The sequence below is a fragment of the Microbispora amethystogenes genome (assembly GCF_016863015.1).
Lineage (GTDB): Bacteria > Actinomycetota > Actinomycetes > Streptosporangiales > Streptosporangiaceae > Microbispora > Microbispora amethystogenes.
The window spans coordinates 69,105-93,642 of sequence record NZ_BOOB01000045.1 but is presented as its reverse complement, the minus strand read 5'-3'; the positions used below and the strand labels follow the sequence as shown (position 1 = coordinate 93,642).

The 24,538-nt window shown below is 73.7% G+C and carries 24 protein-coding genes; 8 read left to right on the top strand and 16 right to left on the bottom strand.

Going from position 1 to position 24,538, the window contains the following annotated elements; genetic code table 11:
* Positions 1 to 104: 104 nt before the first annotated feature.
* Positions 105 to 1,070: a non-homologous end-joining DNA ligase gene (gene ligD, locus Mam01_RS27745; RefSeq protein ID WP_150934334.1), complete on the top strand. Its 966-nt coding sequence runs from the start codon at positions 105 to 107 to the stop codon at positions 1,068 to 1,070.
* Positions 1,071 to 1,130: 60 nt separating this feature from the next.
* Here the strand turns inward: ligD and Mam01_RS27740 are convergent, their stop codons facing one another.
* Together Mam01_RS27740 and Mam01_RS27735 are read right to left on the bottom strand one after the other, a co-directional pair.
* A complete protein-coding gene (locus Mam01_RS27740) occupies positions 1,131 to 2,303 on the bottom strand; it encodes an AF_0692 family protein (RefSeq protein WP_204288102.1) in 1,173 nt (390 codons plus the stop codon).
* Positions 2,290 to 2,523 (bottom strand): hypothetical protein, encoded by a 234-nt coding sequence (locus Mam01_RS27735; RefSeq protein WP_204288101.1) that lies wholly within the window; start codon positions 2,521 to 2,523, stop codon positions 2,290 to 2,292. The genes Mam01_RS27740 and Mam01_RS27735 overlap by 14 nt, the downstream gene beginning before the upstream one ends.
* A 179-nt stretch (positions 2,524 to 2,702) precedes the next feature.
* On the opposite strand from Mam01_RS27735, the gene Mam01_RS27730 reads away from it, so the two are divergent.
* Genes Mam01_RS27730 through Mam01_RS27720 form a run of 3 tightly spaced genes read left to right on the top strand, consistent with a single transcriptional unit; the run spans position 2,703 to position 5,936 of the window.
* A complete protein-coding gene (locus Mam01_RS27730) occupies positions 2,703 to 4,097 on the top strand; it encodes a sensor histidine kinase (protein ID WP_239101672.1) in 1,395 nt (464 codons plus the stop codon).
* 8 nt (positions 4,098 to 4,105) lie between these two features.
* Entirely contained in the window at positions 4,106 to 4,831 is a 726-nt protein-coding gene (locus tag Mam01_RS27725; RefSeq protein WP_204288100.1) for a response regulator, read from the top strand.
* Positions 4,832 to 4,886: 55 nt separating this feature from the next.
* A complete protein-coding gene (locus tag Mam01_RS27720) occupies positions 4,887 to 5,936 on the top strand; it encodes a glucose 1-dehydrogenase (protein WP_204288099.1) in 1,050 nt (349 codons plus the stop codon).
* Between the two features lie 59 nt (positions 5,937 to 5,995).
* Here the strand turns inward: Mam01_RS27720 and Mam01_RS27715 are convergent, their stop codons facing one another.
* The gene (locus tag Mam01_RS27715; RefSeq protein ID WP_204288098.1) at positions 5,996 to 7,054 is read right to left on the bottom strand and encodes a family 2 encapsulin nanocompartment cargo protein polyprenyl transferase; all 1,059 of its coding nucleotides are present in this window, start codon (positions 7,052 to 7,054) and stop codon (positions 5,996 to 5,998) included.
* 98 nt (positions 7,055 to 7,152) lie between these two features.
* Between Mam01_RS27715 and Mam01_RS27710 the strand changes: the two genes are divergently transcribed.
* Positions 7,153 to 8,112: an aldo/keto reductase gene (locus tag Mam01_RS27710; RefSeq protein WP_204288145.1), complete on the top strand. Its 960-nt coding sequence runs from the start codon at positions 7,153 to 7,155 to the stop codon at positions 8,110 to 8,112.
* 22 nt (positions 8,113 to 8,134) lie between these two features.
* Here the strand turns inward: Mam01_RS27710 and Mam01_RS27705 are convergent, their stop codons facing one another.
* The 3 genes from Mam01_RS27705 to Mam01_RS27695 form a co-directional block, all read right to left on the bottom strand.
* Positions 8,135 to 8,938: an NAD-dependent protein deacetylase gene (locus Mam01_RS27705; RefSeq protein ID WP_373868729.1), complete on the bottom strand. Its 804-nt coding sequence runs from the start codon at positions 8,936 to 8,938 to the stop codon at positions 8,135 to 8,137.
* A 103-nt stretch (positions 8,939 to 9,041) separates the two neighbouring features.
* A complete protein-coding gene (locus Mam01_RS27700; protein WP_204288097.1) occupies positions 9,042 to 9,593 on the bottom strand; it encodes a YceI family protein in 552 nt (183 codons plus the stop codon).
* A 108-nt stretch (positions 9,594 to 9,701) separates the two neighbouring features.
* Positions 9,702 to 10,568 (bottom strand): universal stress protein, encoded by an 867-nt coding sequence (locus Mam01_RS27695; protein ID WP_204288096.1) that lies wholly within the window; start codon positions 10,566 to 10,568, stop codon positions 9,702 to 9,704.
* A gap of 420 nt (positions 10,569 to 10,988) precedes the next feature.
* Here Mam01_RS27695 and Mam01_RS27690 point away from each other — a divergent pair, with 420 nt between their 5' ends.
* On the top strand, positions 10,989 to 11,855 hold the full coding sequence (locus Mam01_RS27690; RefSeq protein ID WP_204288095.1) for a hypothetical protein: 867 nt from the start codon (positions 10,989 to 10,991) through the stop codon (positions 11,853 to 11,855).
* Positions 11,856 to 12,032: 177 nt separating this feature from the next.
* On the opposite strand, the gene Mam01_RS27685 is transcribed toward Mam01_RS27690, so the two are convergent.
* The 3 genes from Mam01_RS27685 to Mam01_RS27675 form a co-directional block, all read right to left on the bottom strand.
* The gene (locus Mam01_RS27685) at positions 12,033 to 14,744 is read right to left on the bottom strand and encodes an arabinofuranosidase catalytic domain-containing protein (protein WP_204288094.1); all 2,712 of its coding nucleotides are present in this window, start codon (positions 14,742 to 14,744) and stop codon (positions 12,033 to 12,035) included.
* A 201-nt stretch (positions 14,745 to 14,945) separates the two neighbouring features.
* Positions 14,946 to 15,575, bottom strand: coding sequence for an MBL fold metallo-hydrolase (locus tag Mam01_RS27680; protein ID WP_204288093.1), 630 nt, complete (start codon positions 15,573 to 15,575; stop codon positions 14,946 to 14,948).
* A 54-nt stretch (positions 15,576 to 15,629) separates the two neighbouring features.
* Positions 15,630 to 16,115: a CBS domain-containing protein gene (locus Mam01_RS27675; RefSeq protein WP_150934345.1), complete on the bottom strand. Its 486-nt coding sequence runs from the start codon at positions 16,113 to 16,115 to the stop codon at positions 15,630 to 15,632.
* On the opposite strand from Mam01_RS27675, the gene Mam01_RS27670 reads away from it, so the two are divergent.
* Complete coding sequence (locus tag Mam01_RS27670; RefSeq protein WP_204288092.1) at positions 16,099 to 16,857, top strand: CBS domain-containing protein; 759 nt, start codon at positions 16,099 to 16,101, stop codon at positions 16,855 to 16,857. The genes Mam01_RS27675 and Mam01_RS27670 overlap by 17 nt on opposite strands.
* An 11-nt stretch (positions 16,858 to 16,868) precedes the next feature.
* Here the strand turns inward: Mam01_RS27670 and Mam01_RS27665 are convergent, their stop codons facing one another.
* Positions 16,869 to 17,708: a universal stress protein gene (locus tag Mam01_RS27665; protein ID WP_204288091.1), complete on the bottom strand. Its 840-nt coding sequence runs from the start codon at positions 17,706 to 17,708 to the stop codon at positions 16,869 to 16,871.
* A complete protein-coding gene (locus Mam01_RS27660; protein WP_307820137.1) occupies positions 17,698 to 19,368 on the bottom strand; it encodes a sensor histidine kinase in 1,671 nt (556 codons plus the stop codon). Before Mam01_RS27660 ends, Mam01_RS27665 begins: the two co-directional genes overlap by 11 nt.
* 176 nt (positions 19,369 to 19,544) lie before the next feature.
* Here Mam01_RS27660 and Mam01_RS27655 point away from each other — a divergent pair, with 176 nt between their 5' ends.
* On the top strand, positions 19,545 to 20,039 hold the full coding sequence (locus Mam01_RS27655) for an OsmC family protein (RefSeq protein WP_204288090.1): 495 nt from the start codon (positions 19,545 to 19,547) through the stop codon (positions 20,037 to 20,039).
* Here Mam01_RS27655 and Mam01_RS27650 read toward each other — a convergent pair.
* Genes Mam01_RS27650 through Mam01_RS27630 form a run of 5 tightly spaced genes read right to left on the bottom strand, consistent with a single transcriptional unit; the run spans position 19,930 to position 24,411 of the window.
* Positions 19,930 to 20,412: a hydrogenase maturation protease gene (locus Mam01_RS27650; RefSeq protein ID WP_204288089.1), complete on the bottom strand. Its 483-nt coding sequence runs from the start codon at positions 20,410 to 20,412 to the stop codon at positions 19,930 to 19,932. The genes Mam01_RS27655 and Mam01_RS27650 overlap by 110 nt on opposite strands.
* Before the next feature lie 6 nt (positions 20,413 to 20,418).
* Entirely contained in the window at positions 20,419 to 21,732 is a 1,314-nt protein-coding gene (locus Mam01_RS27645; protein WP_150934350.1) for a Ni/Fe hydrogenase subunit alpha, read from the bottom strand.
* The gene (locus tag Mam01_RS27640) at positions 21,729 to 22,523 is read right to left on the bottom strand and encodes an NADH-quinone oxidoreductase subunit B family protein (protein ID WP_204288088.1); all 795 of its coding nucleotides are present in this window, start codon (positions 22,521 to 22,523) and stop codon (positions 21,729 to 21,731) included. Before Mam01_RS27640 ends, Mam01_RS27645 begins: the two co-directional genes overlap by 4 nt.
* Positions 22,523 to 23,329, bottom strand: coding sequence for an FAD/NAD(P)-binding protein (locus tag Mam01_RS27635; RefSeq protein WP_204288087.1), 807 nt, complete (start codon positions 23,327 to 23,329; stop codon positions 22,523 to 22,525). Before Mam01_RS27635 ends, Mam01_RS27640 begins: the two co-directional genes overlap by 1 nt.
* Positions 23,330 to 23,340: 11 nt before the next feature.
* On the bottom strand, positions 23,341 to 24,411 hold the full coding sequence (locus Mam01_RS27630) for a 4Fe-4S dicluster domain-containing protein (RefSeq protein ID WP_204288086.1): 1,071 nt from the start codon (positions 24,409 to 24,411) through the stop codon (positions 23,341 to 23,343).
* Positions 24,412 to 24,538 lie beyond the last annotated feature (127 nt).

Sequence of the window (24,538 nt, the reverse complement as noted above, 5' to 3'; positions counted from 1 at the left end):
TCGGAGGATACGACGCGCGGAGACGTCGGCGTCCCGCTCTGCCGACCGGCACGTCACCGCAGGTCAGAAGGTACGCGCCGGGCTGGACGGGGTACCAGCGGGGCATGGCCGCCCTTCCGGCGTACGCGCCGATGATGGCCCGGCTCGGGCCGCTGCCCGAACCACAGGGCGACTACGCGCACGAGATGAAGTGGGACGGGGTCCGCGCCCTCGGGTACGTCGAGGACGGGACGCTCCGGCTCGTCTCCCGCAACGGCAGGGACATCACCCCCGCCTATCCCGAGATCGCCGGGCTGGCCGGCGCGACCGGCGGGCAGCCGACCGTGCTCGACGGGGAGATCGTCGCCTTCGACGAACAGGGCAGGCCGTCGTTCGAGGCGCTCCAGCCGCGGATGCACCAACGCGACCCGCTCAGGATCAGGCATCTGGTGGTCACCACGCCCGTGACGTACCTGCTGTTCGACGTGCTGCACGTCGGCGCGGGCACCGTGATCGGCGCGGCCTACACGGAACGGCGGCGCGTCCTGGAGGACCTCGTGCGCGCCGGGAGCCACTGGGCCATCCCGCCCTACTACTCCGGCGGCGGGGAGCAGGCGCTGGCCGACTCCCGCCGCATGGGGCTGGAGGGCGTCGTCGCCAAACGGCTCGTCTCCGCCTATCGGCCCGGCCGCCGCTCCCCGGACTGGGTGAAGGTCAAGAACGTCCGCACCCAGGAGGTCGTGGTCGGCGGCTGGCGGCCCGGGGAGGGCCGCCGCGCCGACACGATCGGCTCGCTGCTGGTGGGCGTGAACGACGGCGGCCTGCTCCGGTACGCCGGGAGCGTCGGCACCGGCTTCACGGACGAGGCGCTGCGGCGGCTCGGTGAGCGCCTGGCGCCGCTGCGGCGGGACACGCCCCCGTTCTCCGGTATCAGCCGCGAGGAGGCCCGAGGGTGCGGGTGGGTGGAGCCGGTGCTGGTCGGCGAGGTGCAGTTCGCCGAGTGGACCGGTGAGGGACGGCTGCGCCACCCCTCCTGGCGGGGCCTGCGCGACGACAAGGACCCCGGCGAGGTCGTCCGCGCGGAGGGGTGAACCGAGGGACGAGCCGACGGACGAAGGGAGGGGCGAGCGGCGGGGTGACACGCCCCTGGCTCATCCGCCCGGGCCCGTGGTGCCGCGCCGCCGCATGGCGAGCACACCGAGCAGCACCGCGCCGGTGAGGAAGGCGACGTTGTGCGCGTACTTCGCGACCAGCGCGACATCGCCCAGCGGCACCACGAAGAACCCGACGACCGTGCGCGCGGTCAGGGCTCCGGCGGCGAGCGCGGCGACGTGGCGTTCGGTCCACTCCGGCGAGCGGGCCAGCCGGCCGGCCACGACGGCGGTCAGGGCGAGCAGGGCGACCGCGGCCGCGACCCCGGCCCAGTTCGCGGGCAGGAGGTCGAAGCCGAGGCCCGCCACCAGACCGGCCGCCGCGACGGCGATCGGCCGAGGCGGGCGCCGCGACGCCGTGGCAGGGCCGGGACGCACAGCAGGATCGGAAAGCACAGGACGGTCAGAAAGCACAGGACGGTCGGGAAGCACAGCAGGGTCGGGAAGCACAGGACGGTCGGGAAGCGCAGGACGGTCGGGAAGCGCAGGACGGTCGGGAGGCACACGCCGGCGCCGGATCGCGGGGAGGAACGCGAGGAGCGCCAGCAGCGCGGCGACGGCCAGCGCGCCCCCGATCTGGGCCGCCGAGGCGTGGTCGTGCTCGGTCCGCAGATGGTCGCGCAGCACCAGCGCCGCCGCCGCGAGGTACAGCGCCGCGGTGACGGCCAGCCCGGGCGTGCGCAGCCAGGGCGTACGCGCCAGTGAGGGTGTGCGCAGCCAGGATTCAGGCAGACGGGGCGCCAGCGCCTCGATCAGCGCGATCGGCGCGCCGAAGCTCCAGATCGCGTGGCCGCCGACGAAGGCCAGCGCGGTGTGGGCCGCCAGCCCCAGGGGCTCGACGTACGTCGGGCGGATCATCTCCTCCCAGTAAGGGATGTCCCGGTAGCCCTCGCTGAACAGGGACTGGTCGACGACGGCCGCCTGCAGCACGCCGAAGGCGGCCGCGAGGGCGAGGATCTCCGGCCAGCGCATCCCCAGCCGGCGGGCCGTCTCGCGGATCAGCAACGCGGGCGCGCCGTACAACGGACTGAAGATCATCAGGCTGACGGCCAGCACGAACGGATCGCCGGTGCTGTCGTCGTAACCGGCGAGATACTCGGCGCACATCGGCGACAGCACCAGCAGCCCCGCCGCGAGCGACCAGCGGGCCCGGCGCGCGTCAGGCGTTCTCATCGTGCCTCAGAGTGGCGGCGAACACGACGGCGCCGACGACCGCGACGAGCAGGTTCGCGTACACCTCGTAGCCGGTCAGGAAGGCGAGGCGCGGGATGACCTGCCGGTTGAAGACGTTGAGGATCGCTCCGTTGAAGGGCTGAACGGCCAGGTGGTCGATGGTTCCGCTGATTCCCGCGGCGACCAGGAACGCCCCGGCGAGCTGGATGACCTTGCGCATGACACCGACGCTAGGGACCGGCGAGGCCGCCGGGCATCGGGCGTCGGCATCCTTCCGTCCGGCGAAGGTCGCCGGCGCGCGCCTGCCCTTCCGACCAAAGTCGGACGCTCCCCGACCTCGGTATCGACTTCGCGGCACCGCGAGAACACGCCTGCCCGCACGACGTACGCTGCGGCCATATGAATGATCCCGCCGCCTCCCGGCACCGGCGAACCCGGCGCGACCGGTTCGTGGACACGGCGATGTTCCTGCTCGCCGCGGCGTTCGCCTTCCTCATGTCGGCGGAGCGCCTCGGCGCCGGGCCGCTGCCGCCCGGGTGGCTGTTCCCCCTCGACCAGGTCGTGGGCGCGCTCGGCTGCGCCGCCCTGTGGCTGCGCCGCCGGTGGCCGGTCGGGCTCGCGGTGACGCTCGTCGCGCTGTCGGCCGTCTTCGAGATGGTCGCGGGCCCGATGCTGGCCGCGCTCTTCTCGGTCGCGGTCCACCGGCGTCCCCGGATATCCGGGGCGGTGTTCGCGGCCAGCGTGCTGGCCGCGGTCGTGTTCACGTGGCTGCGGCCCGAACCGGACACGCCGCCGCTCGCGACGTTCATGCTGGGCCTGGCCCTGCAGGGCGCGGCGACCGGCTGGGGGCTGTTCGTCCACCACCGGCGGCGCCTCGTGCTGGCGCAGCGCGACCGCGCGGCCCGGATGGAGACGGAGGCCAGGCTGCGGGCCGAGCAGGCGCAGCACCTGGTCCGCGAGGCCATCGCCCGGGAGATGCACGACGTGCTCGGGCACCGGCTGTCGCTGCTGAGCGTGCACGCGGGAGCGCTGGAGTTCAACCCCGGCGCCGACCCCGCCGACGTCGCCCGCGCGGCGCGGGTCATCAGGGAGAGCGCCCACCAGGCGCTGCAGGACCTGCGCGAGGTGATCGGCGTGCTGCGCGCCCCCTCCGGCGGCACATCCGGCGACCTGTACGGCAACCCGTACGGCGGCTCGTACGGCGGCTCGTACGGCGAGGAGGCCGCGACCACGCGGCCCGGTCCGCCGGGCCTGGCCGATCTGGGCCGGCTCCTCGCGGAGTCGGGCGAGGCCGGCATGCGGGTGAGGCTGCGCGACGATCTTGGCGGGCGGCCCCGGGAGACCGTTCCGGGCCGGACGGGTCACACCGCGTACCGCGTCGTGCAGGAGGCGCTCACCAACGCACGCAGGCACGCGCCGGGGGCGGAGGTCCGCCTGCGACTGGCGGGGGCGCCCGGCGAGGGCCTGACGATCGAGGTGGTCAACGACACCCCCGCGACCGGCCGGCCGGAGACCAGAGGCGGCGGAGGCACCGGCAGCGGCGGCGGCATCGGAGGCAGTGGCGGCAGCGGCAGCGGCATCGGCATCGGCAGCGGCGGCATCGGCAGCGGCGGCATCGGCATTGGCATCGGAGGCACTGGCAGCGGAGGCGGAGGCAGCGGTCACGGGCTCGCCGGCCTGGCCGAGCGCGTCGCCCTGGCCGGTGGACGGCTGGAGCACGGGCCCGTGCGCCGGGACGACGGCGCCGGCCCGGGTGACTGGCACGTGCGGGCCTGGCTGCCCTGGCCCGCATAATGGCGCGCATGATCTCGCCCGACCCCGCGCCCGACCCCACACCCGTCGGCGCACCCACAGGCGGGCCCATCGGCGTGCTCATCGCCGACGACGACCCCCTCGTCCGGGCCGGCCTCGTGATGATGCTCGGCGGCGCGGCGGACCTCCGCGTCGTCGCCGAGGCGGGAGACGGCGCGGAGGTCCTGCCGCTGGCCCGCCTGCACCACCCCGACGTGGTGCTGATGGACATCCGGATGCCCGTCATGGACGGCCTGGCCGCGACCGAGGCGCTGCGCGCCCGCGACGACGCGCCCGAGGTGATCGTGCTGACCACCTTCGACGCCGACGAGCACGTGCTGCGCGCCCTGCGCGCGGGAGCCGCCGGGTTCCTGCTGAAGGACACCCCGCCGCACGAGATCGTCGAGGCCGTCCGCCGGGTGGCCCGCGGCCACCCGGTGCTGTCCCCGGCGGTGACCCGACGGCTCATCGCCCGGGTGGCCGGGTCGGGCCGGGACCTGCGGCGAACGCGGGCGGAGGAGCGCCTGGCGCCGCTGAACGACCGGGAACGGGAGATCGCCGTGGCGGTCGGGCAGGGCAGGCCGAACGCCGAGATCGCCGCGCTGCTCCACCTCAGCCTCCCGACCGTGAAGACGCACGTGTCGAGCGTCCTCGCCAAGCTCGGGCTCAACAACCGCGTGCAGATCGCCCTGCTGGTCCACGACGCCGGGCTGCTCGACGACGCGCCGGAGGGCTGAGCACATTTTCCCTGCCCTTGGTGCTCTCCACGTCAGCCGCGGGAAGGAGTGCGTCATGCGCGCGCTCACCGTCGTGCCGCACCGGGCCGGGTCGCTGGCGCTGACCGAGGTGCCCGACCCCGTGCCCGGCCCCGGCGACCTCCTCGTCGAGAGCATCGCCGTCGGCGTGTGCGGCACCGACAGGGAGGTCGTCTCCGGCGACTACGGATACGCCCCGCCGGGCCGGGAGCGGCTGGTCATCGGGCACGAGTCCCTCGGCCGCGTGAGGCAGGCCCCCGCCGGGTCCGGCTTCTCCCCCGGCGACCTCGTCGTGGGCCTGGTGCGCTACCCGGATCCGGTGCCGTGCGTGGCCTGTGCCCACGGCGAGCCCGACATGTGCCGCAACGGGCGATACACCATGCGGGGGCTGAAGGAACTGGACGGCTACGCGAGCGAGATGTGGTCCGTGGAGACGCACTGCGCCGTACGTCTCGACTCGGGTCTCGGCGAGACGGGCGTGCTGCTGCAGCCGGCGTCGGTGGTCGCCAAGGCCTGGGAGCAGATCGAGAAGATCGGGACACGGTCCTGGTTCGAGCCGCGCCGGGTGCTGGTCACCGGCGGGGGACCGTTCGGCATGCTCGCCGCCCTGCTCGGCGTCCAGCGCGGTCTCGACGTGCATGTGTTCGACTTCGTCAAGAGCGGGCCCAAACCGGAGCTGGTCGCCGATCTCGGCGCGACCTACCACACGGGCTGGATCGAGGACGTGATGACGGCGCTCCGGCCGGACGTGGTCGTCGAGGCCTGCGGCGCGGCCGAGGTCTTCACCGGCGCCCTCTCCACGATCGGTCCGTACGGGATCGTCTGCCTGACCGGGGTCACCCCCGGCTCCCGCCGGATCACCGTGGACGTGGGCACGCTCAACCGCGAGATGGTCCTGGAGAACGCCGTGGTCATCGGGACGATCGACTCCAACCTCCGCCACTTCACCGCCGCGGCCGGCGCCCTCGCCGTGTCGAACCGCGACTGGCTCGCCCGGCTGATCTCCCGGAGGGTGCCCCTGCACCGCTATGCGGACGCCTACGACAGGCGGGAGAACGAAGTCAAGGTCGTGCTCACCTTCGGCTGAGCACCCCGGGCACCCGTGAGCCCCCCGGGCCCGCAAGCACTCAGAGCACCCGGGGCGTCTCAGCGGTCGCGGTCGGCGGCCAGCCGGGCCAGCGCCTCCAGCCCCGCCGTCGCCTCCGGCGTCAGCCCCGCCGCCCGCAGCGACTCCAGCGCCTCGTCCAGCAGGCCGTCCACCCTGGCGAGGCTCCAGGCACGCCCGCCCGCCTCCTCCACCAGCCGCGCCGCCCGCGCCAGGTCGGGCTCCGCGAGGGGACGGCGGTACAGGGCGGCGAGCGCGGCCCCCGCCGGGGTGCCCGAGGCCAGTGCGGCGACGACCGGCAGGGACTTCTTCCGGTTGCGCAGGTCGGAGTGCACCGGTTTGCCGGTGGCCGCCGGATCGCCCCAGATGCCGAGCAGGTCGTCCACGATCTGGAAGGCCAGGCCCACGCGTGCGCCGAACGCCTCCAGCAGCACCGACTGACTCGGGGTGGCGCCGCCGTACGACGCGCCGAGGGCGCAGGCGCACCCGAAGAGGGCCGCGGTCTTGCCCTCCGCCATCCGCACGCACTCCTCCAAGCCCACCTCGGCGCGTTCCTCGAAGTCGAGATCGGCGCTCTGGCCGTCCAGCAGCGACTGGACCCGCGCAGCCAGCACCGGCACGCCGTCCGTCCCACCGTCCGGCCCGCTGCCTGTCCCGGTGGCGAGCACGGCGAACGCCAGCGCCAGCAGCGAGTCGCCGGCCAGGATCGCCTGGGCGCGCCCGAACACGGCCCAGGCGGTGGGCCGGTGCCTGCGGACCCGGTCGCCGTCCATCACGTCGTCGTGGATCAGCGAGAAGTTGTGCACCAGTTCCACCGCGACGGCGGCGGGCAGCGCCGCCGTCGTCTCTCCCCCGGCGCCCTCCGCCGCCAGCAGCGTGAACGCCGGTCGCAGCGCCTTGCCGCCGCCCCCGCCTCCTGTGCCACCCGCGCCGCCGGTCGGTCGCCCCCGGGCGTCCCACCAGCCGAAGTGGTAGCCGGCCACGCGGCGCATCGACGGCGGCAGCGTCCCCACCGCGCGGCGCAGCGCGGGATCGAGCAGGTCGCGCGTACGGGCGAGCACGTCCGCGGCGCACGGACGCGCCGCCACCGGTTCCGTCATGCTCCCACCGCCTCTGGCTCGGGTGCGTCGTCGGGCAGGCCGGGCCTGTCGGCGTACCCGATCGCGGAGGTCCACTAACGTTGGGCATCGTGCACGAGATGCTCCGGCGGCCGCTGGGCCGCAGCCGCCTTCAGGTCACCCCGATGGGTCTCGGGCTCGCCGCGCTCGGGCGTCCCGCGTACATCACGCTCGGGCGCGACGAGGACCTCGGGCCTGGCCGGGACGTCGCGGCGATGCGGGCGCGCACCTGGGAGGTGCTGGACGCCGCCTGGGCGGCCGGCGTGCGCTACTTCGACACCGCGCGCTCGTACGGGCGCGCCGAGGAGTTCCTCGCGGGCTGGCTCGCCGACCGGGGCGTCCCCGCGCGGGAGGTCGTCGTCGGCTCCAAGTGGGGGTACGAGTACGTGGGCGGCTGGCGGATGGACGCCGATCGCCACGAGGTGAAGGATCTGTCGCCCGCGCGGCTGCGCCGCCAGCTCGGCGAGACGCTGGCGCTGCTCGGCGACCGCCTGTCGCTCTACCAGATCCACTCCGCCACGACCGGCAGCGGGGTGCTCGACGACGAGGACGTGCTCGGCGAACTGCGTGCGCTGCGCGACCGGGGCGTCGCCGTCGGCCTGTCCACCACCGGGCCCGCACAGGCCGGCACGATCGACAAGGCGGTCGCGACGGGCGTGTTCGACACCGTGCAGTCGACGTGGAACCTGCTGGAGCGTTCGGCGGGCGAGGCCCTGGCCCGGGCGCACGCCGCCGGGCTGGGCGTCATCGTCAAGGAGGGCGTGGCCAACGGCCGGCTGACGGCTCGCGGCGCGCCGCCCGCCCTGGCCCGCGCGGCCCGCGAGCGGGACGTCACCCCGGACGCCCTCGCGCTGGCCGCCGTGCTCGCCCGCCCGTGGGCGGGCACCGTGCTGAGCGGCGCGGCCACGGCCGTCCAGCTCGGCGAGAACCTCGCCGCGCTCGACGTCGCCTGGGACGACGAGGCCGAGGAGACGCTGGCCGGGCTGGCGGAGGACCCGGAGACCTACTGGGCCCGCCGCGCCGCCCTCCCCTGGAGCTGACCCGCGCGCCCTCCGTGCTCCTCTAGGCCAGGTCGGCCTGAAGGGTGGTCAGGGCCGGGCCGAGCGGGGCGTCGAAGGTGATCAGCGCCTCGCCGTCGCCCCGGGTCGGCCCCTGGTTGATGATCGCGACGGGGATCGAGCGGGCGGCGGCATGCCGTACGAACCGATAACCGGACATCACGGTCAGCGATGACCCCAGGACCAGCAGCAGGCCGGCCCGCTCGGTCAGCGCGTAACACTCCTGCACCCGCGACGGCGGGACGTTCTCGCCGAAGAACACCACGTCGGGTTTGAGCACACCGCCGCAGCCCTCGCAGTCCACCGTACGGAACGTCTCGATCTCGGCGGTGGTCAGCACGGCGTCGCCGTCGGGATTGATCAGCGCGGTGCGGGAGTGCCAGCCGGGGTTCTCCGCCCGCAGCCGCCGGTCCAGTTCGTGGCGGGCGCCGCGGTGGCCGCAGCCGAGGCAGCGGACCCGGTGCAGGCTGCCGTGCAGTTCGATCACCCCGTGCGCGCCGGCCGCCTCGTGCAGGCCGTCCACGTTCTGCGTGATGATCCCGGAGACGAGCCCGCGGCGCTGCAGTTCGGCGACGGCGCGGTGACCGGCGTTGGGAGCGGCGTCGACGATGTGCCGCCAGCCGAGGTGGCTGCGGGCCCAGTAGCGCCGGCGAGCGGAGGCGCTGCTCACGAAGGTGTGGTAGGTCATCGGGTCGGCTCTGCGCCTGCGTCCGGTCTCGCCGCGGTAGTCCGGGATGCCGGACTCGGTGGACAGGCCCGCCCCGCTGAGCACCACCACGTCGCCGTCCGCCACGAGATCGGCCAGCATGCTCCACCGCTCGGCGGTCCGCTCGCTCGTGTGCTCGCTGGTCTGCTGGGTGGCTTGCGCCATCTGAAGCCGGTTCACCCCTCCATGGTGCCCGATCGGTCCCTCAGCCCGGCACGAGCCGTACGTCGAAGATCACTTCGACCTCGTCGCGCAGCCTGAGCGCGCCGAAGAACGCGGAGTAGGGGCGGATGCCCCACTCCGACTGCACGACGGTCGCCCGGCCGCGTGCCCGCCCGCCGGCGAGCGCTCCCTCGACCGCGACCGGCCGGGTGACGCCCGCGATGGTCAGGTCGCCCTCGACGCGGAACGCTTCGGGGTCGCCCTCGACCCGCGTCGACCGGAACGTGATCGTGGGATGCCGGGCCGGCATGAGGACCTTCTCCCGCATGTTCTTCTCGATCTCGACCCGGTCGGAGTCGGTGAGCGGCTTGACCCCGCCCGTGCCCTCCCTGACCCGCATCGAGGCCGTCTCGGCCTCCAGCGAGACCCGGGAGGCCGCCGGGTCGCCCGGCGTCACCACCGCCTCTCCCCGCCATCTGGTGACCTCGATCGTCAGGTCATGCCCGGCCTTCGCACCGAGACCGGCGCGGCCGGTGAGGACCAGCAGCCGCCCCGACCTGGGCCCCAGCGCGTACGTGCCCGCCTCGACGTCCATGACATCGGCATTCCCACGCTCTCGCCCGGCGATGTCGCCGCAGGTCACGGGACTCGGCGTGGAGGTCTGCGCAGCGGCGAAGCCTTTACGTTGTAGATTTTTCACGCCTCACCGTTTTCCCTCCGGGAGCCGTACGACCGCGACCGGGCAGTGCGCGCGGTGCAGCACGGCGTGGCTGACCGAGCCGAGCAGCGCGCCGCGCACACCGCCCAGCCCCCTCGACCCGACGACGACGAGGTCGGCGACGAGCGACGCCTCCGCGAGTGCGGGGACCGGGTGCCCGAAGACCGCCGACTCGACGAGCGGGACGTCCGGGTGCTTCTCGCGCCACGGCGCCAGCCGCAGCCGGGCCGAGCGCGACTCCTCGTCGAAGACCTCGTGCATCGTCGCGGTGTAGCCGGTGGCGAAGGGAGAGAAGATCGGTGCCTCCCACGCGTACACGGCGTGCACCCGGGCCCGGCGCGCCCGCGCCTCCTCGAAGGCGAACTCCAGCGCGGCCTCCGAGTGAGGCGATCCGTCGAAACCGACGACGACCTCGTGATACTCGTCGCGGTGCGGTCTGCGTACGACCACGACGGGGACCGGGGCGTGCCCGGTGAGGCCGAGGCCGACCGACCCGAGGACCAGGCCGGAGAAGCCGCCCGTCCCCCGGCTGCCGACCACGAGCGCGTCGGCCCCGGCCGACGCGGCGCGCAACGTCTCCACGACCGTCCCCTCGGCGAGTTCCGTCGTCACCTCCAGGTCGGGGGCGACCTCGTGCGCGCGCTCGGCGGCCGCGGCGAGCACCCCTTCGCAGAACTCGCCGTACGAGTCGGCGAACCCCTCCACGGCGTGGAACGGGTACTGGTGCGCCCACGGCTCGCGTACATGGACGATCCGCAGCGCGGCTCCCCTGCGCCGCGCGTCGTCCGCCGCCCACTCCAGCGCCGCCGTCGCGGGCTTCGATCCGTCGACGGCGGCGACCAGTCCGGTCATGGTCCGTTTCCTCCCTGTGCTCAGCGGCTCGCGGTGTTCGCGGATGTCGTGTGGCTCGCGGCGCGCGGACACCGCTCCCGCCGACCATCGCACCGTGTCCGCTGCCCGTCCCGCAGCAGTCGAAAGTCCCTTCACCCCGGGACTTCCGCCGCCTGCCGTGCCTCCTGGGCCGTGGGGCCGCCGGACATCGCGAACTTGATGGATCGAGAGCCTTTCGGCGGGCATGCTCTCTGTCAGGAAACGTCTCTGGCGGGAGCGAGCATCGTGCCTGGCGGAATGCCGTGTGGTGACAGGACTGACGCAACTCACCGGTCGTGGAGCGAGCCGCGCCCGGCCGCGCCCCTGCCCGGCTCTGCACTGCCCGGTCCTGCGCCGGCCTCTGGCCGGATTCTCCACCGTCCACCTGCCGCTGGCGGGGTCATGTCCGGCCCGCCGTCCGCACCCTGCCGGATCCGCCGTCGGCCGCCCGCCGTACTGGCTGCGGCACTGGCCGCGCTCGGGTTCCTGGCGGCGGCGTGCGGTACGGGCTCCGGGTCGTCCCCCGCCGCCACGTTCGCCGCCGCGTCCTCGGGCCCGTCGTCCGGCTCGTCCTTCGCAGAGCCATCGGCGACCGCGCCCGGCACGCCGGCTCCCTCCCCTGTCCCCGGCACCTCTTCCGGCGCCCCCCTGGTGGCAGGGCGCTACCAGCCGCTGTGGCCGTTCACCGACGAGAAGCAGGTGCGCGCCTGGCAGGAGGGCTACCGGGCGGGCGGGCACCAGCCCTGGCATCTCGACGCCGGACAGACCGCGCTGGCCTTCACCCAGGGATACCTGGGCTTCAAGGGCATCGACCAACTGGTCGACAGCAAGGTCGACGGCGTGCGCGCCCGCGTCTCCGTCGGCATCCGCGGCGAGGGCGGCGGTCGTCCCGGCATCGCCGCCGTCATCCACCTGGTGAAGTTCGGCACAGGTACGGACGCCCCTTGGGAGGTGGTGGGCACGGACGACACCACCTTCTCCCTCACCGCTCCCCGGTACGGCAGCTCGGTCTCCTCGCCCGTGAAGGCAGGCGGCACGATCACCGGCGTGGACGAGAGCATCCGGCTACAGGCGCGCGTGGCCGGGGGCACGGGCCCGATCGGCGAGCGCTGCTGCGTCTCGGCGGGGGGCGAGAACCGCCCGTGGTCCGCCACCCTCGACTTCCGTGCCGCCCCAGGGCAGACGGTCACCATCGTGGCGAGTACCGGCGGTCACATCGCCGACGTCGAACGGTTCGCCGTGACCGGCGTGCGCGCCGCCCCGCGCTAGGCTCCCCGATCTCCTCCGCCACGGCCGGGTGAACACAGACGGGCGGAAACAGACGGACGACCACAGGCGCCTTCCGCCTGTGGTCGTCCGCTCGCACTGCCCGCGTACGGGCCGGGCCGCCGGTTCCGGTGCCTGCTGTTCGCGGCGGGCACCGGAAGCGGTCAGCGACCGGTCAGGTCACATCGCGTTGGCCGCACCGGGGGTGGGCACGTTGCTGGTGACGAAATCGCGGCAGAGACTGTCGGTGTCGTTTCCGTTGGGCCGGCGGGCGTTGCTCCGTCCGGCGCCGGCGGCCGCGCCCGCCACCACCGCGATGCAGCCGCCTCCGCCCTGGTCACCTTCCAGGACGGCGAGCTCGGGGCTGGTGATGGTCCCGTTGCCGCTCGAACTGCTCTGCTGGGAGCCGTAGACGATGGCGTCGACGACCACCTCGCCGGAGGCGTCCCGCAGCGCGATCGAACCGGCACTGGTGGACAGGGCGCCGCCGAACCACTGGTCGGGCGCCGGCTGCCCCTGGTAGCCGGTCATCGTGACCAGAGGATTGACCACGGCCGCGCCGATCTCGTGGTCGTTGTCGAGCGGACGGTCGAGGGTGATGCCGCCGCCGAGCGCCTGCACGGCCACGCCGCTCGTGTGCGGCTCCTTCGTCCGCGGCGAGAAGCTGATACCCGTCCCGCGGTCGGACACGTCCACGCCCTGCTCGTGGGCGAGCCGCAGCGGGGCGGCGAGGTCGACGCCCGTGCCGTTCGCGCCGGTGGTGCCGACGGCGGCGACCGTGACCTCCTCCTTGTTCTCGCCCGTGTCCACCGTCAGGGTGTCACCGGCCGTCATGTTGGCGTCGGCCGCGACCTTGATGTTGGTCGCGCCCACGGGCGCCGCCGCCGACAGGGTCGTCTGGGTGGACGCCTTGCCGACCGCGGTGACCGTGGCCGGCTCGTAGTTCTCGCCCGAGTCGATGCTGATCCGGTCGCCGACCGCGAAGCCGTTCGCGTTCGTGACCGGCACGTTGGACGAGCCGCGGGGGATCGTGAGCCACGGCCCCGTGGAGACGGGGATGAACAGCGTCGTCGCCGCGGTGGCCGCGGTCCCGACCTGCTGGATGGTACGGGTCTCCCGCTTGGAGCCGGTGCCGATCTCGATCTGCTGGCCGGCCGCGAAGCCGGTCGTGCTCCTGAGGTTGAGGGTGGTCGCACCCTTGCTCACCGGAGCCGCCACTCCCGATCCGGACAGGCCGAGCAGGTAGTAGTCGCCGCTCGCGAGCTTCGTCCCGGCCGGGATCCGTGCCAGGGTGGTGGCGGCCGCACCGCTCGGGGTGTTGGTCAGGGTCCAGCCGGAGAGGTCGGCCTCGCTGTCCGAGGCGTTGTAGAGCTCGACGAACTGGTCGGTCGAATTGCCGCTGGTGCGGAAGCGAACCTCGTTGATCCTGATCGGGAGGGCGTTCCGCACCGTCTGGGTGATCTCCGCGGACTGCCTGTTCCGGCCGGCGGAGTTGACGTGCTTGGCCTCGCCGACCAGGAAGCCGGCGCCGGGCTCCGCCGGCGAGGTGACCGTGAAGGTGGCCTGCACGCTCTCACCCGGCTCGACCCGGGCGAACGTCGCGGACGTGTCGTTGGTGCCCTTGACCCGGACGGTCCACTTCCTGGGCCCGGCCAGGCCGAGGTTGACGTTCAGCGCGGCCTCCCCCGTGGTGTTCGTGAACGTCTCGGTGACATCCTGCGACGAGTTCGGGGTGAAGGTCGTGGTCCGCGACAGGGCAACCCGCTGCACGTCGTACCTGGCGGCCACGATGTTGGCCTGCACCGCGTCCGTCGTGGCCTCCGACGGATAGCCCGTCGTCATCACGCCCTCGTAGAACGTGCCGGACGAGCCGTTGCCGTTGTCACCCCCGGTGCCCAGGAGGACGGCGCCCTTCTTGTGCATGGGGTAGTAGCCGGCGTTGGTCAACGAGCCGGGGCGGATTCCGCTGTAGTAGGTCGTCAGCGGGCCCTCCTGCGCGTTGCCGCCGCGCAGGTCCCACTGGTTCCCGCCGCCGCCGTCGACGACGGCGGTGACGAACCGCCAGGAGTCGACGGTCGGGTCGGCCGGGTTCTGCTTCGCGTTGTATCCGGAGAACAGGCCCGCCTCCATGTCGGCCATGATCCACGGACCGGGTCCGCTGCCGCTCCCCCACGCGGTGGCGGTGCCGAAGTAGGTCGTCTCCATGGTGCCGGTGCCGACGGCGCGGCCGTTCGTCGAGGAGTTGCCGTAGTCGAAGCAGCAGCCGCTGTCGTAGTGCTTGCCGTCGATGACGTAGTAGATGCCCTCCGGCTCGTCCCCCTTCGCGAGGCCGGTGGCGTTGTTGTTGCGGTACCCCATGCCCGGCATGATGTAGGTGCCGTACACCCGGTGGCCGCCGAGCGTGATCGGCGCCATGTCCGCGATCGCGAGGGTGTCGAACGCGCCGACGGCCGGGCCCCGGAAGGTGCCGGGAGGCGCCTGGTAGAGGTGGTTACCCTTGCCGGACTGGTCATAGATCGTGGTGATCAGGCAGATCGTGTCCTCGCAGAACGAGTCCTGCCTGTCGGCGTCGGCGTATCCGCCCGCGTCGGGGTACGCCCCGCCGGCGGGGGCGACGACCCCGATGTCCCTGACCCTGTTGTCCGACATCCTCCTGACCTGGTAGAGCGGGCCGTCGTAGGAGGCGTACAGCGCCCGGGTGGTGCTGTGGGCGGTCACGCAGGGGGTGTTGCCGGCGGCGTAGATGTCACACGGGCCCTGCGGCCTGACCGGCGGGGGCGCCGCCTGCGCCGTGGGCGCCATCGCGAACGTGCCGCCGGCCAGCGCCGCCGTGATCGCCGCGATCGCCGCGAAGGTCTTCCGGCGTGTGGGCCCGATGGGGGGTTTCGACATGTTGGAACGTTCCTCCATGCATCCTGCTCGGATCACATCCGATGTTAGCGCTAACAATGTTTGCGCTAACATCGTCGACTGCCATAGACGAGGGAATGGAATTGGGGTTGATTTCCCGACTATGACACTGGCCAAAAGTTACGTCAAGGTTAAAGGCGTCACTTTCGGTCGGTCCGTTTCCCCTCGGCGTTCCGTACGGAATCAGTGGCCTCGGCGGATCCAGTCGTCGAGGTGGGGCTGCTCGGCGCCGATGGTCGTGCTGTCGCCGTGGCCGGTGTGCACGACGGTCTCGGGCGGCAGAGTCAGCAGGCGGTCGCGGATCGACCCGATGATGACCCCGAAGTCGGAGAACGAGCGCCCGGTGGCTCCGGGGCCGCCCTGGAAGAGGGTGTCGCCGGTGAAGAGGACCCCCAGGTCCGGCGCGTGGAAACAGCAGGCGCCGGGGGCGTGGCCCGGTGTGTGCAGCACTTCGAGCCGGGTCCCGGCGACCTCGATGATCTGCCCGTCGGACAGGGCGCCGCCGGGCTCCCGGTCAGGGTGGGTGAGCCGCCAGAGCGGCAGGTCGGCCGGGTGCAGCAGGACGGGCGCCCCGGTGGCGTCGGCCAGGTCCGGAGCGACCCGGACATGGTCGTCGTGCGCGTGGGTGGCCAGGATCGCCAGGACCCGCCGGCCGGCGATCAGGTCGGTGATCGCCTTGACGTCGTGGGGCGCGTCGAACACGACGCATTCGGCGTCGTCGCCGAGCACCCACACGTTGTTGTCGACGTCGAAGGTCTGGCCGTCCAGGCTGAACGTGCCCGAGGTGACGGCATGGTCGATACGGGCACTCACGAGAAGATCACCACCGAGTTGCGCATGGCCCCCATTGTGCAACAGCGCGGGACGTCAGTCCGCCCGCGACGACGGCTTGGGCGGGAGCACCGGCTCCAGCCGGAACAGGCCCGCCGAGGAGTCCGCGTCCTGCACGACCACGCGCCTGCCCGCCACCGCCGCCAGCAGGTCGGTCACGGTGACGATGCCCTTCAGCATGCCGGAGGCCCCGATGACGGGCACCACGTCCACCTCCGACTCCAGCATGGCGGCCGCCACCCCGGGCAGCGGCTCGTCCGGCGGCACGTGCGGACACCTGCGCCCTCCGAGCAGTTGCCGCACCTGGGCGCTCGACTGCTCGGCCGGGCCGCCGGACCAGTGAGCGGCGATGTCCTCCCGGGTGAGCACGCCGATGATGTGGGACCCGGAGTCCACGACGGGCAGATGGTGCATCGACCCGCGGCGCATGAGCTCCCAGGCCATGAGCGGCGACTCGTCCGGCTTCACGGTCACCAGCACGCGGCTCATCACGTCGGCGGCGGTCATGGCTTCCACGGTCATCGTCGTCCACCTCCCGCGGCGGCGCACCCGGCTCTCTGCGGGGCACGCGCGTCCGCCACTCCATCGGACCACCGGACGCGGCCCGGCGCAGGTGCCGAACGTCCCGACCTGCGGGGACCTGCGGCCCGGCGACTCCGGCGCCACCCGGGGGAGGATGAAAGAAGCCAGGACGCACGAGGGGGAGGTGGCCATGCTCGCCGGTGAGGTCATGAGCAGCCCGGCGATCACGCTGGGCCGGGGTGACACGGTCCGACGGGCGATCCGGGTGCTGTACGACCACGACATCACGGCCGCTCCCGTGCTCGGGGACCACGGCGAGCTGGTCGGAATGGTCAGCGAGATCGACCTGCTGTGCGGCGCCTTCACGCCCGGAGTGTCCGCTCCGGCCACGGTGGCGGACGTCATGTCACGGCAGGTCAGCACGGTCGAGGAGACCACCGACACGGCGGTGCTGACCGACCTGATGATCGCCAGGAGGATCAAGAGCGTTCCGGTGCTGCGGGACGAGCGGGTCGTCGGGATCGTCAGCCGCCGGGACCTCATGGCGCTGCTGGCCAGGTCGGACGCCGAGCTTCGCGACGCGGTCCTCGCCGCGCTCCGCGAGCGCTACCCCTCCGAGACGTGGGAGGTGAGCGTGCGGAACGGGGAGATCGACCTGCGCGGCCCCGAGGGCCAGGGGCCCGAGCACGTGGCCGACCTGCTGGAGCGGGCGGCTCCCGGGATACGGCCGGCCCGCCGCTGACACCGGTGCCGTCAGGCGGCGTGCCGTACGACGGCCACCGGGCAGCGGGCGTGTTCGAGCATGGCCCGGCTCACCGAGCCGAGCACGGCCGCGGTGAGGGCGTTCCTGCCGTGGGAGCCGACGACGAGCAGGGCGGCCCGGGCCGAGGCGTCGACGAGCGCGGCGACCGGGTGGGCGCGGACCATGTCGAGTTCGGTCTCGACGTCGGCGAACCTGTCCCGCCACGCGGTCAGCAGGCGCCGCGCCTGGTCCTCCCTGATCCGCCCGATCTCGCCGGTGTCCACGGCGATCCTGGGCCCGGAGGAGATCGGCGGCTCCCAGGCGCAGACGACCCTGAGCCGGTGCCCGCTCAGCCGGGCCTCCTCGAAGGCGTACGCGAGCGCGGGCGTCGCCGCGTGCGAACCGTCGAATCCGGCCACGATCTCCGCGCCGGCGCCGGGAGACGCCGGGCGTACGACGACGACCGGCACGTCCACGTGACCGGCAAGCCGGCCGCCGACCGGCCCGTGGCCGCCCAGCACCAGTTCGGCGGCGCGGCGGGCCTGCTCGCGCAGCACGCGGCCGGGCCGCCCGTCGGCCAGTTCCGTGGTCACCTCCAGGCCGGGCCACCGGTCCCGGGCGACCTTCTCGGCGTGGTCGAGCACCTGCCGGCCGGACGGGATCATCCGGTCGTAGCAGTCGGGAATCGGATAGCGGGGGGTGTCGTACGGCAGGCGGTCGGCGGCGTGGACCACCCGCAGGGGCAGGCCCCGCCGGTGGGCCTCGTCGGCCGCCCACTCCACGGCCAGGGCGGCGTGGGCCGTGCCGTCGGTGCCCGCCACGATCGGGCGGTCGGCGAAACTAGTCCTCATCGGTTGCCTCTCCAGGTGGCGGTAGCGGAACGCTCCAGCTCAGGCAGGTGCCCCCGGCCGGGCCACGCCCGGCCGTGCAGCTCCCGCCGAGGGCCTCGGCCCGTTCCCGCAGGTTGAGCAGGCCGCTGCGGCGGCCCTGGGCCGGGATGCCGATCCCGTCGTCCTCCATCGACAGCGTCAGCCGGTCGCCGTCCACGCGGACGCCCACCGTGGTGCGGGTCGCGCGGGCGTGCCGGACGACGTTCGACAGGCCCTCGCGCACCACCGCCAGCAGGTGCTCGCCGATGCCGGCGGGGACGCGGGTGTCGAGCCCGCCGTCCAGCCGCAGGGCGGGCAGGAAGCCGAGCTGCGCCCGCGCGCTCTCGACCAGCGCGACGAGCCGGGCGCGCAGCCCGGGATCACCGGCGGGGGTCTGCAGCGCGAAGATCGTGGAGCGGATCTCCCGGATCGTGCCGTCGAGTTCGTCGATCGCGTACCGCAGGCGGGCGGACGTCTCCGGGCGCTCGACCAGCCGCGCGGCGCCCATCAGGGTCATCGCGATCGCGAACAGCCGCTGGATGACCACGTCGTGCAGGTCCCTGGCGATGCGGTCGCGGTCTTCGAGCAGGCCGAGCCGCTCGGCGTCCTTGCGCGCCTCGGCCAGTTCCAGCGCGACCGCCGCGTGCCCGGCGAAGGCGTGGAGCATGCACATCTCCGACCGGCTGAACGGGATGCGGCCGGGCCGCCGGCCGAGCCACAGCACCCCGCGTACGGCCCCCGGGGCGCCCAGCGGCACGGCGCACACCGGGCCCTCGTCCTCATCGGCGGCGTCCGCCGCCATGCGGGGCTCGGCCAGGGTGAAGGCCTGCCCGGCGAGCGTGCCGTCGACGGGGATCCGGCGCGCCGCCGCGCAGGTCTCGGCGAGAGCGCCGTCGGCGATCGCGACCCGGAGCGTGCGCCCGCCGGTGTCCGGCAGCAGGATCGCCATGGTGTCGGCGTCGGCCATCTGCCGGGCGCGGCGGGCGATCAGCGTGAGCACGCGCGGCGTCTCGGCGCCGGACAGCAGGCTGGTCGTGATCTCGCCCGACGCCTGCAGCCAGGTCTCCCTGCGGCGGGTCTCCTCGTAGAGGCGGGCGTTCTCAATGGCCACCCCGGCGGCTCCCGCGAGGGCGACGACGATCGCCTCGTCGTCCGCGTCGAACTCCCCTCCCCCGCGTTTCTCGGTGAGGTAGAGGTTGCCGAACACCTCGCCCCGCACGCGTACGGGGACGCCGAGGAAGCCGCGCATGGGGGGATGGCCGGGTGGGAGGCCGTACGACTCGGGGTGCCGGGAGATGTCGGGCAGCCGCAGCGTCCGGGGCTCCTTGATCAGCAGGCCGAGGAGGCCCAGCCCGTGGGGCCAGTGCCCGATGCGGGCGATCTCCTCCTCGCTCATCCCGACGGGCACGAACCGCGCCAGGGTGTTGTCCTCCCCGATCAGGCCGAGCGCGCCGTACCTGGCGTCGACCAGGGTGGTGGCGGTCTCGACGATGCGCCGCAGGACGGTTTCGAGATCGAGGTCCCCGCCCACCGAGACGACGGCCTCCAGCAGCGCCTGCACCCGGTCGCGCGTCACCAGGACCGCCTGCAGCCGCCCGTGCAGCTCGGTCAGCAGCTCGTCCAGGCGCGTCCGCGGGATCACAGCGGGATCACCGCGCTCACCCTCGTCCCCGCCGCAGCATGTGGGCCACACCTGAAAGTGTCGCAAACAAGGACAGTTCGGACAGCAGCTCTTTACCAGGTCACGACGGGCTTCTTACCAGCGCCAGCCCTCGGCGGCCCCGATCGCCCGGAGATACTCGAAACAGGGGGTGGGTCATGCCGGCTGGACAGCGTGACGGGGTCATCCAGGTCGCCTGGCACGGAGCCGGCCGTTTCGACGTCCACATCCGCCGGCACGCCGTCCGGTCCGACCAGCCCAGGGACGTCGGCGGGAGCGACACCGGCCCCACGCCGGTCGAGCTGTTCGTGGGCGGGCTGGCCGCGGGCATCGCGCACTGTGCCGAACGCTTCCTGCGCCAGCGTCAGCTTCCGGCGGGAGTCGGCGTCACCGCGCGGTACGACCTGGGCGTCTGCCCCGGGCGGATCGACCGTGTGGAGCTGTCCGTGGAGGCCCCCAGCCTTCCGGAGGGCCTGCGGGCCTCGTTCCTGTCCGTCCTGGAGCACTGTGCGCTCTACACCACGCTGCGCGTGCCGCCGCGGATCACCTTCGACGTCCGGCACGCCGCTCCCGGGACAGCCGTTCCCGCAGCTCACGAGCCGTACGGCGGACCGCGGCCAGGACGGGCGGGGTCATCGGCGCCCCCGGTGTGAAGTCACCGCCCTCGATGCCGACGACGACGAGCTCGCCCGGCAGGCGGCCGAGGGCCCGGCCGAGGTCGACGGCGTCCACGAGGCCGAGCGAGTGGGTGCCGCCGTGCCATCCCGCCGCCGGGAGTGACGCCGGGAGGTCCGGCAGGCGGTGGTGCACGGTGCCGGGGGCCGCGCCGGTGCGGACGGCGTCGACCACGATCGCCAGTGCGGCGCCCGACCACGCCTCGACCAGCGCGGCGGCGTCCCCGCAGGCCTCCACGGCGACGCCGGGCGGCGGCGCGTCGCCGAGCAGCCGGGCCACCGCCAGGCCCGCCGCGTCGTCCCCGCGCAGATCGCTGCCCAGGCCGACGACGACCGTGTCCTCCGTACTCACCCGCGTTCACCCGCGATCCAGGCGGAAGTCGAGGAAGTGGGCGGAACAGGAGATGCAGGGGTCGTGGTTCCGGATCGCCCTCTCGCACAGGGCGGCCAGCTCCGTCTCGGGCGGGTCGAGGCCCGGGGCGAGACGGGGCGCGAGCAGGTCACGCAGGTCCTCCTCGATCCGCGCCTGGTTCTGCGCGGTGGGCGGCACGATGTCCGCCTCCGCGACGAGGCCGTCCTCGTCCAGCCGGTAGCGGTGGTAGAGGGTGCCGCGCGGGGCCTCCGACGCGCCGTGGCCGACGCCGGGGCGCGGCTCGACCGGCACCGAGGGCCGGTCGGGCTCGGTGTAGCCGTCCAGGATCCGCAACGCCTCGTCGCACGCGTGCACGATCTCCACGGCGCGTACGACGATGGCCCGGAAGGGGTTGCGGCACACGGGCCCGAGGCCGGCGGCGGCGGCCGCCTCCCGCGCGAGCGGGGACAGCCGTGCCGCGTTGAGCGCGTAGCGGGCGAGGGCCCCGACGAGGTAGCCGCTCTCGCCGTCCAGCCGCGCGTGCAGCGCCGTCGAATGGGGCACCTGTTCCTCGATCACGTGCTCCGGCCAGTCCTCGACCGCGAAGCCCTCCGGCGTGCCCCGCCCGTCTCCCGTCGCCACACCGCCGGAGAGAATCGCGTACTCCTCCGGATGGCTGAGGGCGAGGAACCGGTAGTCGTGCTCGACGTCGGGGAAGTCGAACCCGGCCACCCAGGCGACGGTGGCCAGGGCGTCGTCGCGGGCGCGGCGCAGGCGCTCGGCGACGGGGGCCAGCTCGGCCCGGGCGGGCACCCGGTAGAAGCCGCCGACCCGGACGTTCACGGGGTGGATGGGCCGCCCGCCGATGACCGCGATCAGCTCGTTTCCGGCCTTCTTCAGCGCGAGGCCGCGCTCGACCAGGTCACGGCGGTCGGCGGCCAGCGCGATGCCGCTGTCGTACCCGAGGAAGTCGGGCGCGTGCAGCAGGTAGACGTGCAGCGCGTGCGACTCGATCCACTCGCCGTAGTAGAGCAGCAGCCGCAGGTCCCGCAGCGGGCCGGTCACCTCCGCGCCGCAGGCGGCCTCGATCGCCTGACAGGCGCTCATCTGGTACGCCACGGGACAGATGCCGCAGATCCTCGCGGTGATGTCGGGGGGCTCGGTGTGGCCGCGCCCGCGCAGCAGCGCCTCGAAGAACCGGGGCGGCTCGTAGATCCGCAGCTCCAGGCCGGTGATCCGGCCGTCCCGGGCGTGCACGACCAGCCCGCCCTCGCCCTCCACCCGGGTGAGGCCGCCGATCCGCACCGTCTTGTGGGTCACCCGTGCTCCTCGGCTTCCTCGGCCGCCCTCTGGAAGGGCTCGGTGGTGGCGTGGTAGGTCCGGTAGATCCGCACCAGTTCGGGGGTGCTCATCCCCAGCCCGCGCAGCCAGTGGTTCAGCCCGGCGGCGTTGGGGCTCTCCATCGGGCCGAAGCAGCCGTAGCAGCCCCGGTTGAAGGACGGGCACAGCGCGCCGCAGCCCGCCTGGGTGACCGGCCCGAGGCAGGGCGTGCCGTGCGCGACCATCACGCAGACGTTGCCCCTGGCCTTGCATTCCACGCAGACGCTGTGCGCGGGCACGACCGGCCGCCGCCCCGCCAGGAACGCGGAGATGACCTCCAGCAGCTGCCGCCGGTCGATCGGGCACCCGCGCAGCTCGAAGTCGACCGGCACGTGCGCCGATATCGGGGTCGAGCGGTCCAGGGTGGCGATGTAGTCGGGCCGGGCGTAGACGACGGAGGCGAACTCCTTCACGCCGGCGAAGTCGCGCAGCGCCTGGACGCCGCCCGCGGTGGCGCACGCGCCGATGGTGACCAGGCGCCTCGACACGCGCCGCACGTGCCTGATCCGCTCCAGGTCCTCGGGGGTGGTGATCGATCCCTCCACCAGCGACAGGTCGTACGGCCCGGGGCCGGGGGCGCTGGACGCCTCCAGGAAGTAGGCGATCTCCAGCCGGGCGGCCACGGACAGCAGTTCGTCCTCGCAGTCGAGCAGCGTGAGCTGGCACCCGTCGCAGGAGGCGAACTTCCAGACCGCGAGGCGCGGCGCCTGCTCGTCCATCACAGCTCCCATCACAGCTCCGCCACGGCCAGCATCGGCCCCGCCCGGTCGTAGCCCAGCACCGGCCCGTCCTCGCAGACGAACAGCGGGCCGAACTGGCAGTGGCCGCAGCGGACCACGGCGCACTTCATGTTGCGCTCCAGAGACAGCTCCACCCGTGCGGGGGCGACCCCGCGCCGCAGCAGCTCCTCCGCCGTCGCCCGCATCATCGCCTCGGGACCGCACACGAACGCGTGCGTACGGCGCGGCTCGAAGACGATCCGGTCGACGAGCCGGGTGACCAGGCCGACCGGGCCGTGCCACGCGTGGTCGGGATGGTCCACGATCACCTGGACGTCGGCGCCCTGCCGGGACCACCGGGCCAGCTCCCGGGGGTACATGAGCGTCGCGGGCGACCGTGCGCCGGCGATCACGCTGACCCGGCCGTACCTGTCGCGGCCGGCCAGCAGCGCCCGCACGACCGGCCGCAGCGGGGCGATGCCCAGGCCGCCCGCGGCGACGACGACGTCGAGGCCCGCCGCGGCGGGCACGCCCCAGCCGTGTCCGTACGGTCCGCGCACGCCGACCACCTCGCCGGGGCGCTTGCCGCACAGGGCGGCGCTGACCGCGCCCACCGCCCTGATCGTCTGGGCGTACCCGCCGGAGCGGGACCGGCCGCTGATCGACACCGGGATCTCCCCGACCCCGGGGGCGTACAGCATGGTGAACTGCCCGGGCAGGAACGGCGGGCAGTCACCGCGGAGCGGCTCCAGCGTCAGCGTCACCGTGTCGACCCGGTCCGGGCGGCGGGAGCGCACCCGATACACCACCGGTGTCATGGGGTGGGAGATCATGGCAGGTTCGCCAGTTCCTCGGTCACGTCGATCCCGACCGGGCACCAGGTGATGCACCTGCCGCAGCCGACACAGCCGGACATGCCGAACTGGTCGATCCAGGTGGAGAACTTGTGGGTCAGCCACTGACGGTAGCGGCCGGGGTTGGAGCCTCGCACGGGCGTCCCGTTGACCTCCGAGAACCCCAGCGTGAAGCAGGAGTCCCAGCGCTCGACCCGCTCGGCCGTGCCGTCGGCGAGGGACGTGGAGTCCTCGACCGTGGTGCAGAAGCAGGTGGGGCAGACCATCGTGCAGTTGGCGCAGGTGAGGCAGCGGGCGCCGACCTGCTGCCAGCGCGGCGAGTCGTGCGCCGAGAGCCGCTCCTGGATGCCCTCGGTCTCCACCTGGCGGCCCATGCGCCCGGCGGCCGTACGGGACACCTCTTCGGCGTCCGCCTGGTCGCGGGCGGAGGCGGGCGCCCGCGGCAGCGCCCTGACGATCTCCTCGCCCCGCTCGCTGCCGATCTCCACGACGAACCGGTGCGGCGCGGCCAGTTCGGTGAGCGCGATGTCGTGGCCCGCCGTCACCCTGGGCCCGGTGCCCATCGAGACGCAGAAGCAGGTGCCGCCGGGCACCGCGCAGTTGACCGCGACCAGGAGCAGCGCCTCGCGCCGCAGCCGGTAGGCCGGGTCGGGGTGCCGGCCGCCGAGGAAGACCCTGTCCTGCACGCCGATCGCGGCCAGGTCGCAGGCCCGCACGCCGAGCAGGGCGATCCGGGGGGCCTCCTCCTCCGCCTCCTCGATCCGCTCGCCGCGCATGCGGAAGAGCGCCTGGCGGGGCGGCTGGGTGTACCGCTTGGCCGAGTCGGGGCTCGCCGCGAACGAGAAGATCATCTCGTCGCCGGTCTCCCGCAGCCGGTAGCGGCCGGGTTCCTGGTCGTCGGTGACCCCCCGGGCCAGCCGGCCCGCCGAGGCGATCTCCTCGAAGCGGATCGCGCCGTCACGCACGACCGGGCCCACGACGGCGAAGCCCCGCGACCGCAACTCGGCGATCAGCGGTTCCAGCGATTCGATCACGACGGCGTCCATGGCGGCCCCCTCGCCGCTGCCTGTGAAGCTGCCTGTGATGCCCCTCGCACTCACCGTACGCCAGCCGTGCCGGCGGATGAAACGTTCACCCCCACAGCGGCGCTACGGCCCGTACTGAGCCTGCGGC

Excerpts from the sequence above, each read along its gene's own strand:
- ligD (WP_150934334.1), top strand. The coding sequence starts at position 105 with ATGGCCGCCCTTCCGGCGTACGCGCCGATGATGGCCCGGCTCGGGCCG.
- Mam01_RS27740 (WP_204288102.1), bottom strand. The coding sequence starts at position 2,303 with ATGAGAACGCCTGACGCGCGCCGGGCCCGCTGGTCGCTCGCGGCGGGG.
- Mam01_RS27735 (WP_204288101.1), bottom strand. The coding sequence starts at position 2,523 with ATGCGCAAGGTCATCCAGCTCGCCGGGGCGTTCCTGGTCGCCGCGGGA.
- Mam01_RS27730 (WP_239101672.1), top strand. The coding sequence starts at position 2,703 with ATGAATGATCCCGCCGCCTCCCGGCACCGGCGAACCCGGCGCGACCGG.
- Mam01_RS27725 (WP_204288100.1), top strand. The coding sequence starts at position 4,106 with ATGATCTCGCCCGACCCCGCGCCCGACCCCACACCCGTCGGCGCACCC.
- Mam01_RS27720 (WP_204288099.1), top strand. The coding sequence starts at position 4,887 with ATGCGCGCGCTCACCGTCGTGCCGCACCGGGCCGGGTCGCTGGCGCTG.
- Mam01_RS27715 (WP_204288098.1), bottom strand. The coding sequence starts at position 7,054 with ATGACGGAACCGGTGGCGGCGCGTCCGTGCGCCGCGGACGTGCTCGCC.
- Mam01_RS27710 (WP_204288145.1), top strand. The coding sequence starts at position 7,153 with ATGCTCCGGCGGCCGCTGGGCCGCAGCCGCCTTCAGGTCACCCCGATG.
- Mam01_RS27705 (WP_373868729.1), bottom strand. The coding sequence starts at position 8,938 with ATGCTGGCCGATCTCGTGGCGGACGGCGACGTGGTGGTGCTCAGCGGG.
- Mam01_RS27700 (WP_204288097.1), bottom strand. The coding sequence starts at position 9,593 with ATGGACGTCGAGGCGGGCACGTACGCGCTGGGGCCCAGGTCGGGGCGG.
- Mam01_RS27695 (WP_204288096.1), bottom strand. The coding sequence starts at position 10,568 with ATGACCGGACTGGTCGCCGCCGTCGACGGATCGAAGCCCGCGACGGCG.
- Mam01_RS27690 (WP_204288095.1), top strand. The coding sequence starts at position 10,989 with ATGTCCGGCCCGCCGTCCGCACCCTGCCGGATCCGCCGTCGGCCGCCC.
- Mam01_RS27685 (WP_204288094.1), bottom strand. The coding sequence starts at position 14,744 with ATGTCGAAACCCCCCATCGGGCCCACACGCCGGAAGACCTTCGCGGCG.
- Mam01_RS27670 (WP_204288092.1), top strand. The coding sequence starts at position 16,099 with ATGGCTTCCACGGTCATCGTCGTCCACCTCCCGCGGCGGCGCACCCGG.
- Mam01_RS27675 (WP_150934345.1), bottom strand. The coding sequence starts at position 16,115 with ATGACCGTGGAAGCCATGACCGCCGCCGACGTGATGAGCCGCGTGCTG.
- Mam01_RS27665 (WP_204288091.1), bottom strand. The coding sequence starts at position 17,708 with ATGAGGACTAGTTTCGCCGACCGCCCGATCGTGGCGGGCACCGACGGC.
- Mam01_RS27655 (WP_204288090.1), top strand. The coding sequence starts at position 19,545 with ATGCCGGCTGGACAGCGTGACGGGGTCATCCAGGTCGCCTGGCACGGA.
- Mam01_RS27640 (WP_204288088.1), bottom strand. The coding sequence starts at position 22,523 with ATGGGAGCTGTGATGGACGAGCAGGCGCCGCGCCTCGCGGTCTGGAAG.
- Mam01_RS27635 (WP_204288087.1), bottom strand. The coding sequence starts at position 23,329 with ATGACACCGGTGGTGTATCGGGTGCGCTCCCGCCGCCCGGACCGGGTC.
- Mam01_RS27630 (WP_204288086.1), bottom strand. The coding sequence starts at position 24,411 with ATGGACGCCGTCGTGATCGAATCGCTGGAACCGCTGATCGCCGAGTTG.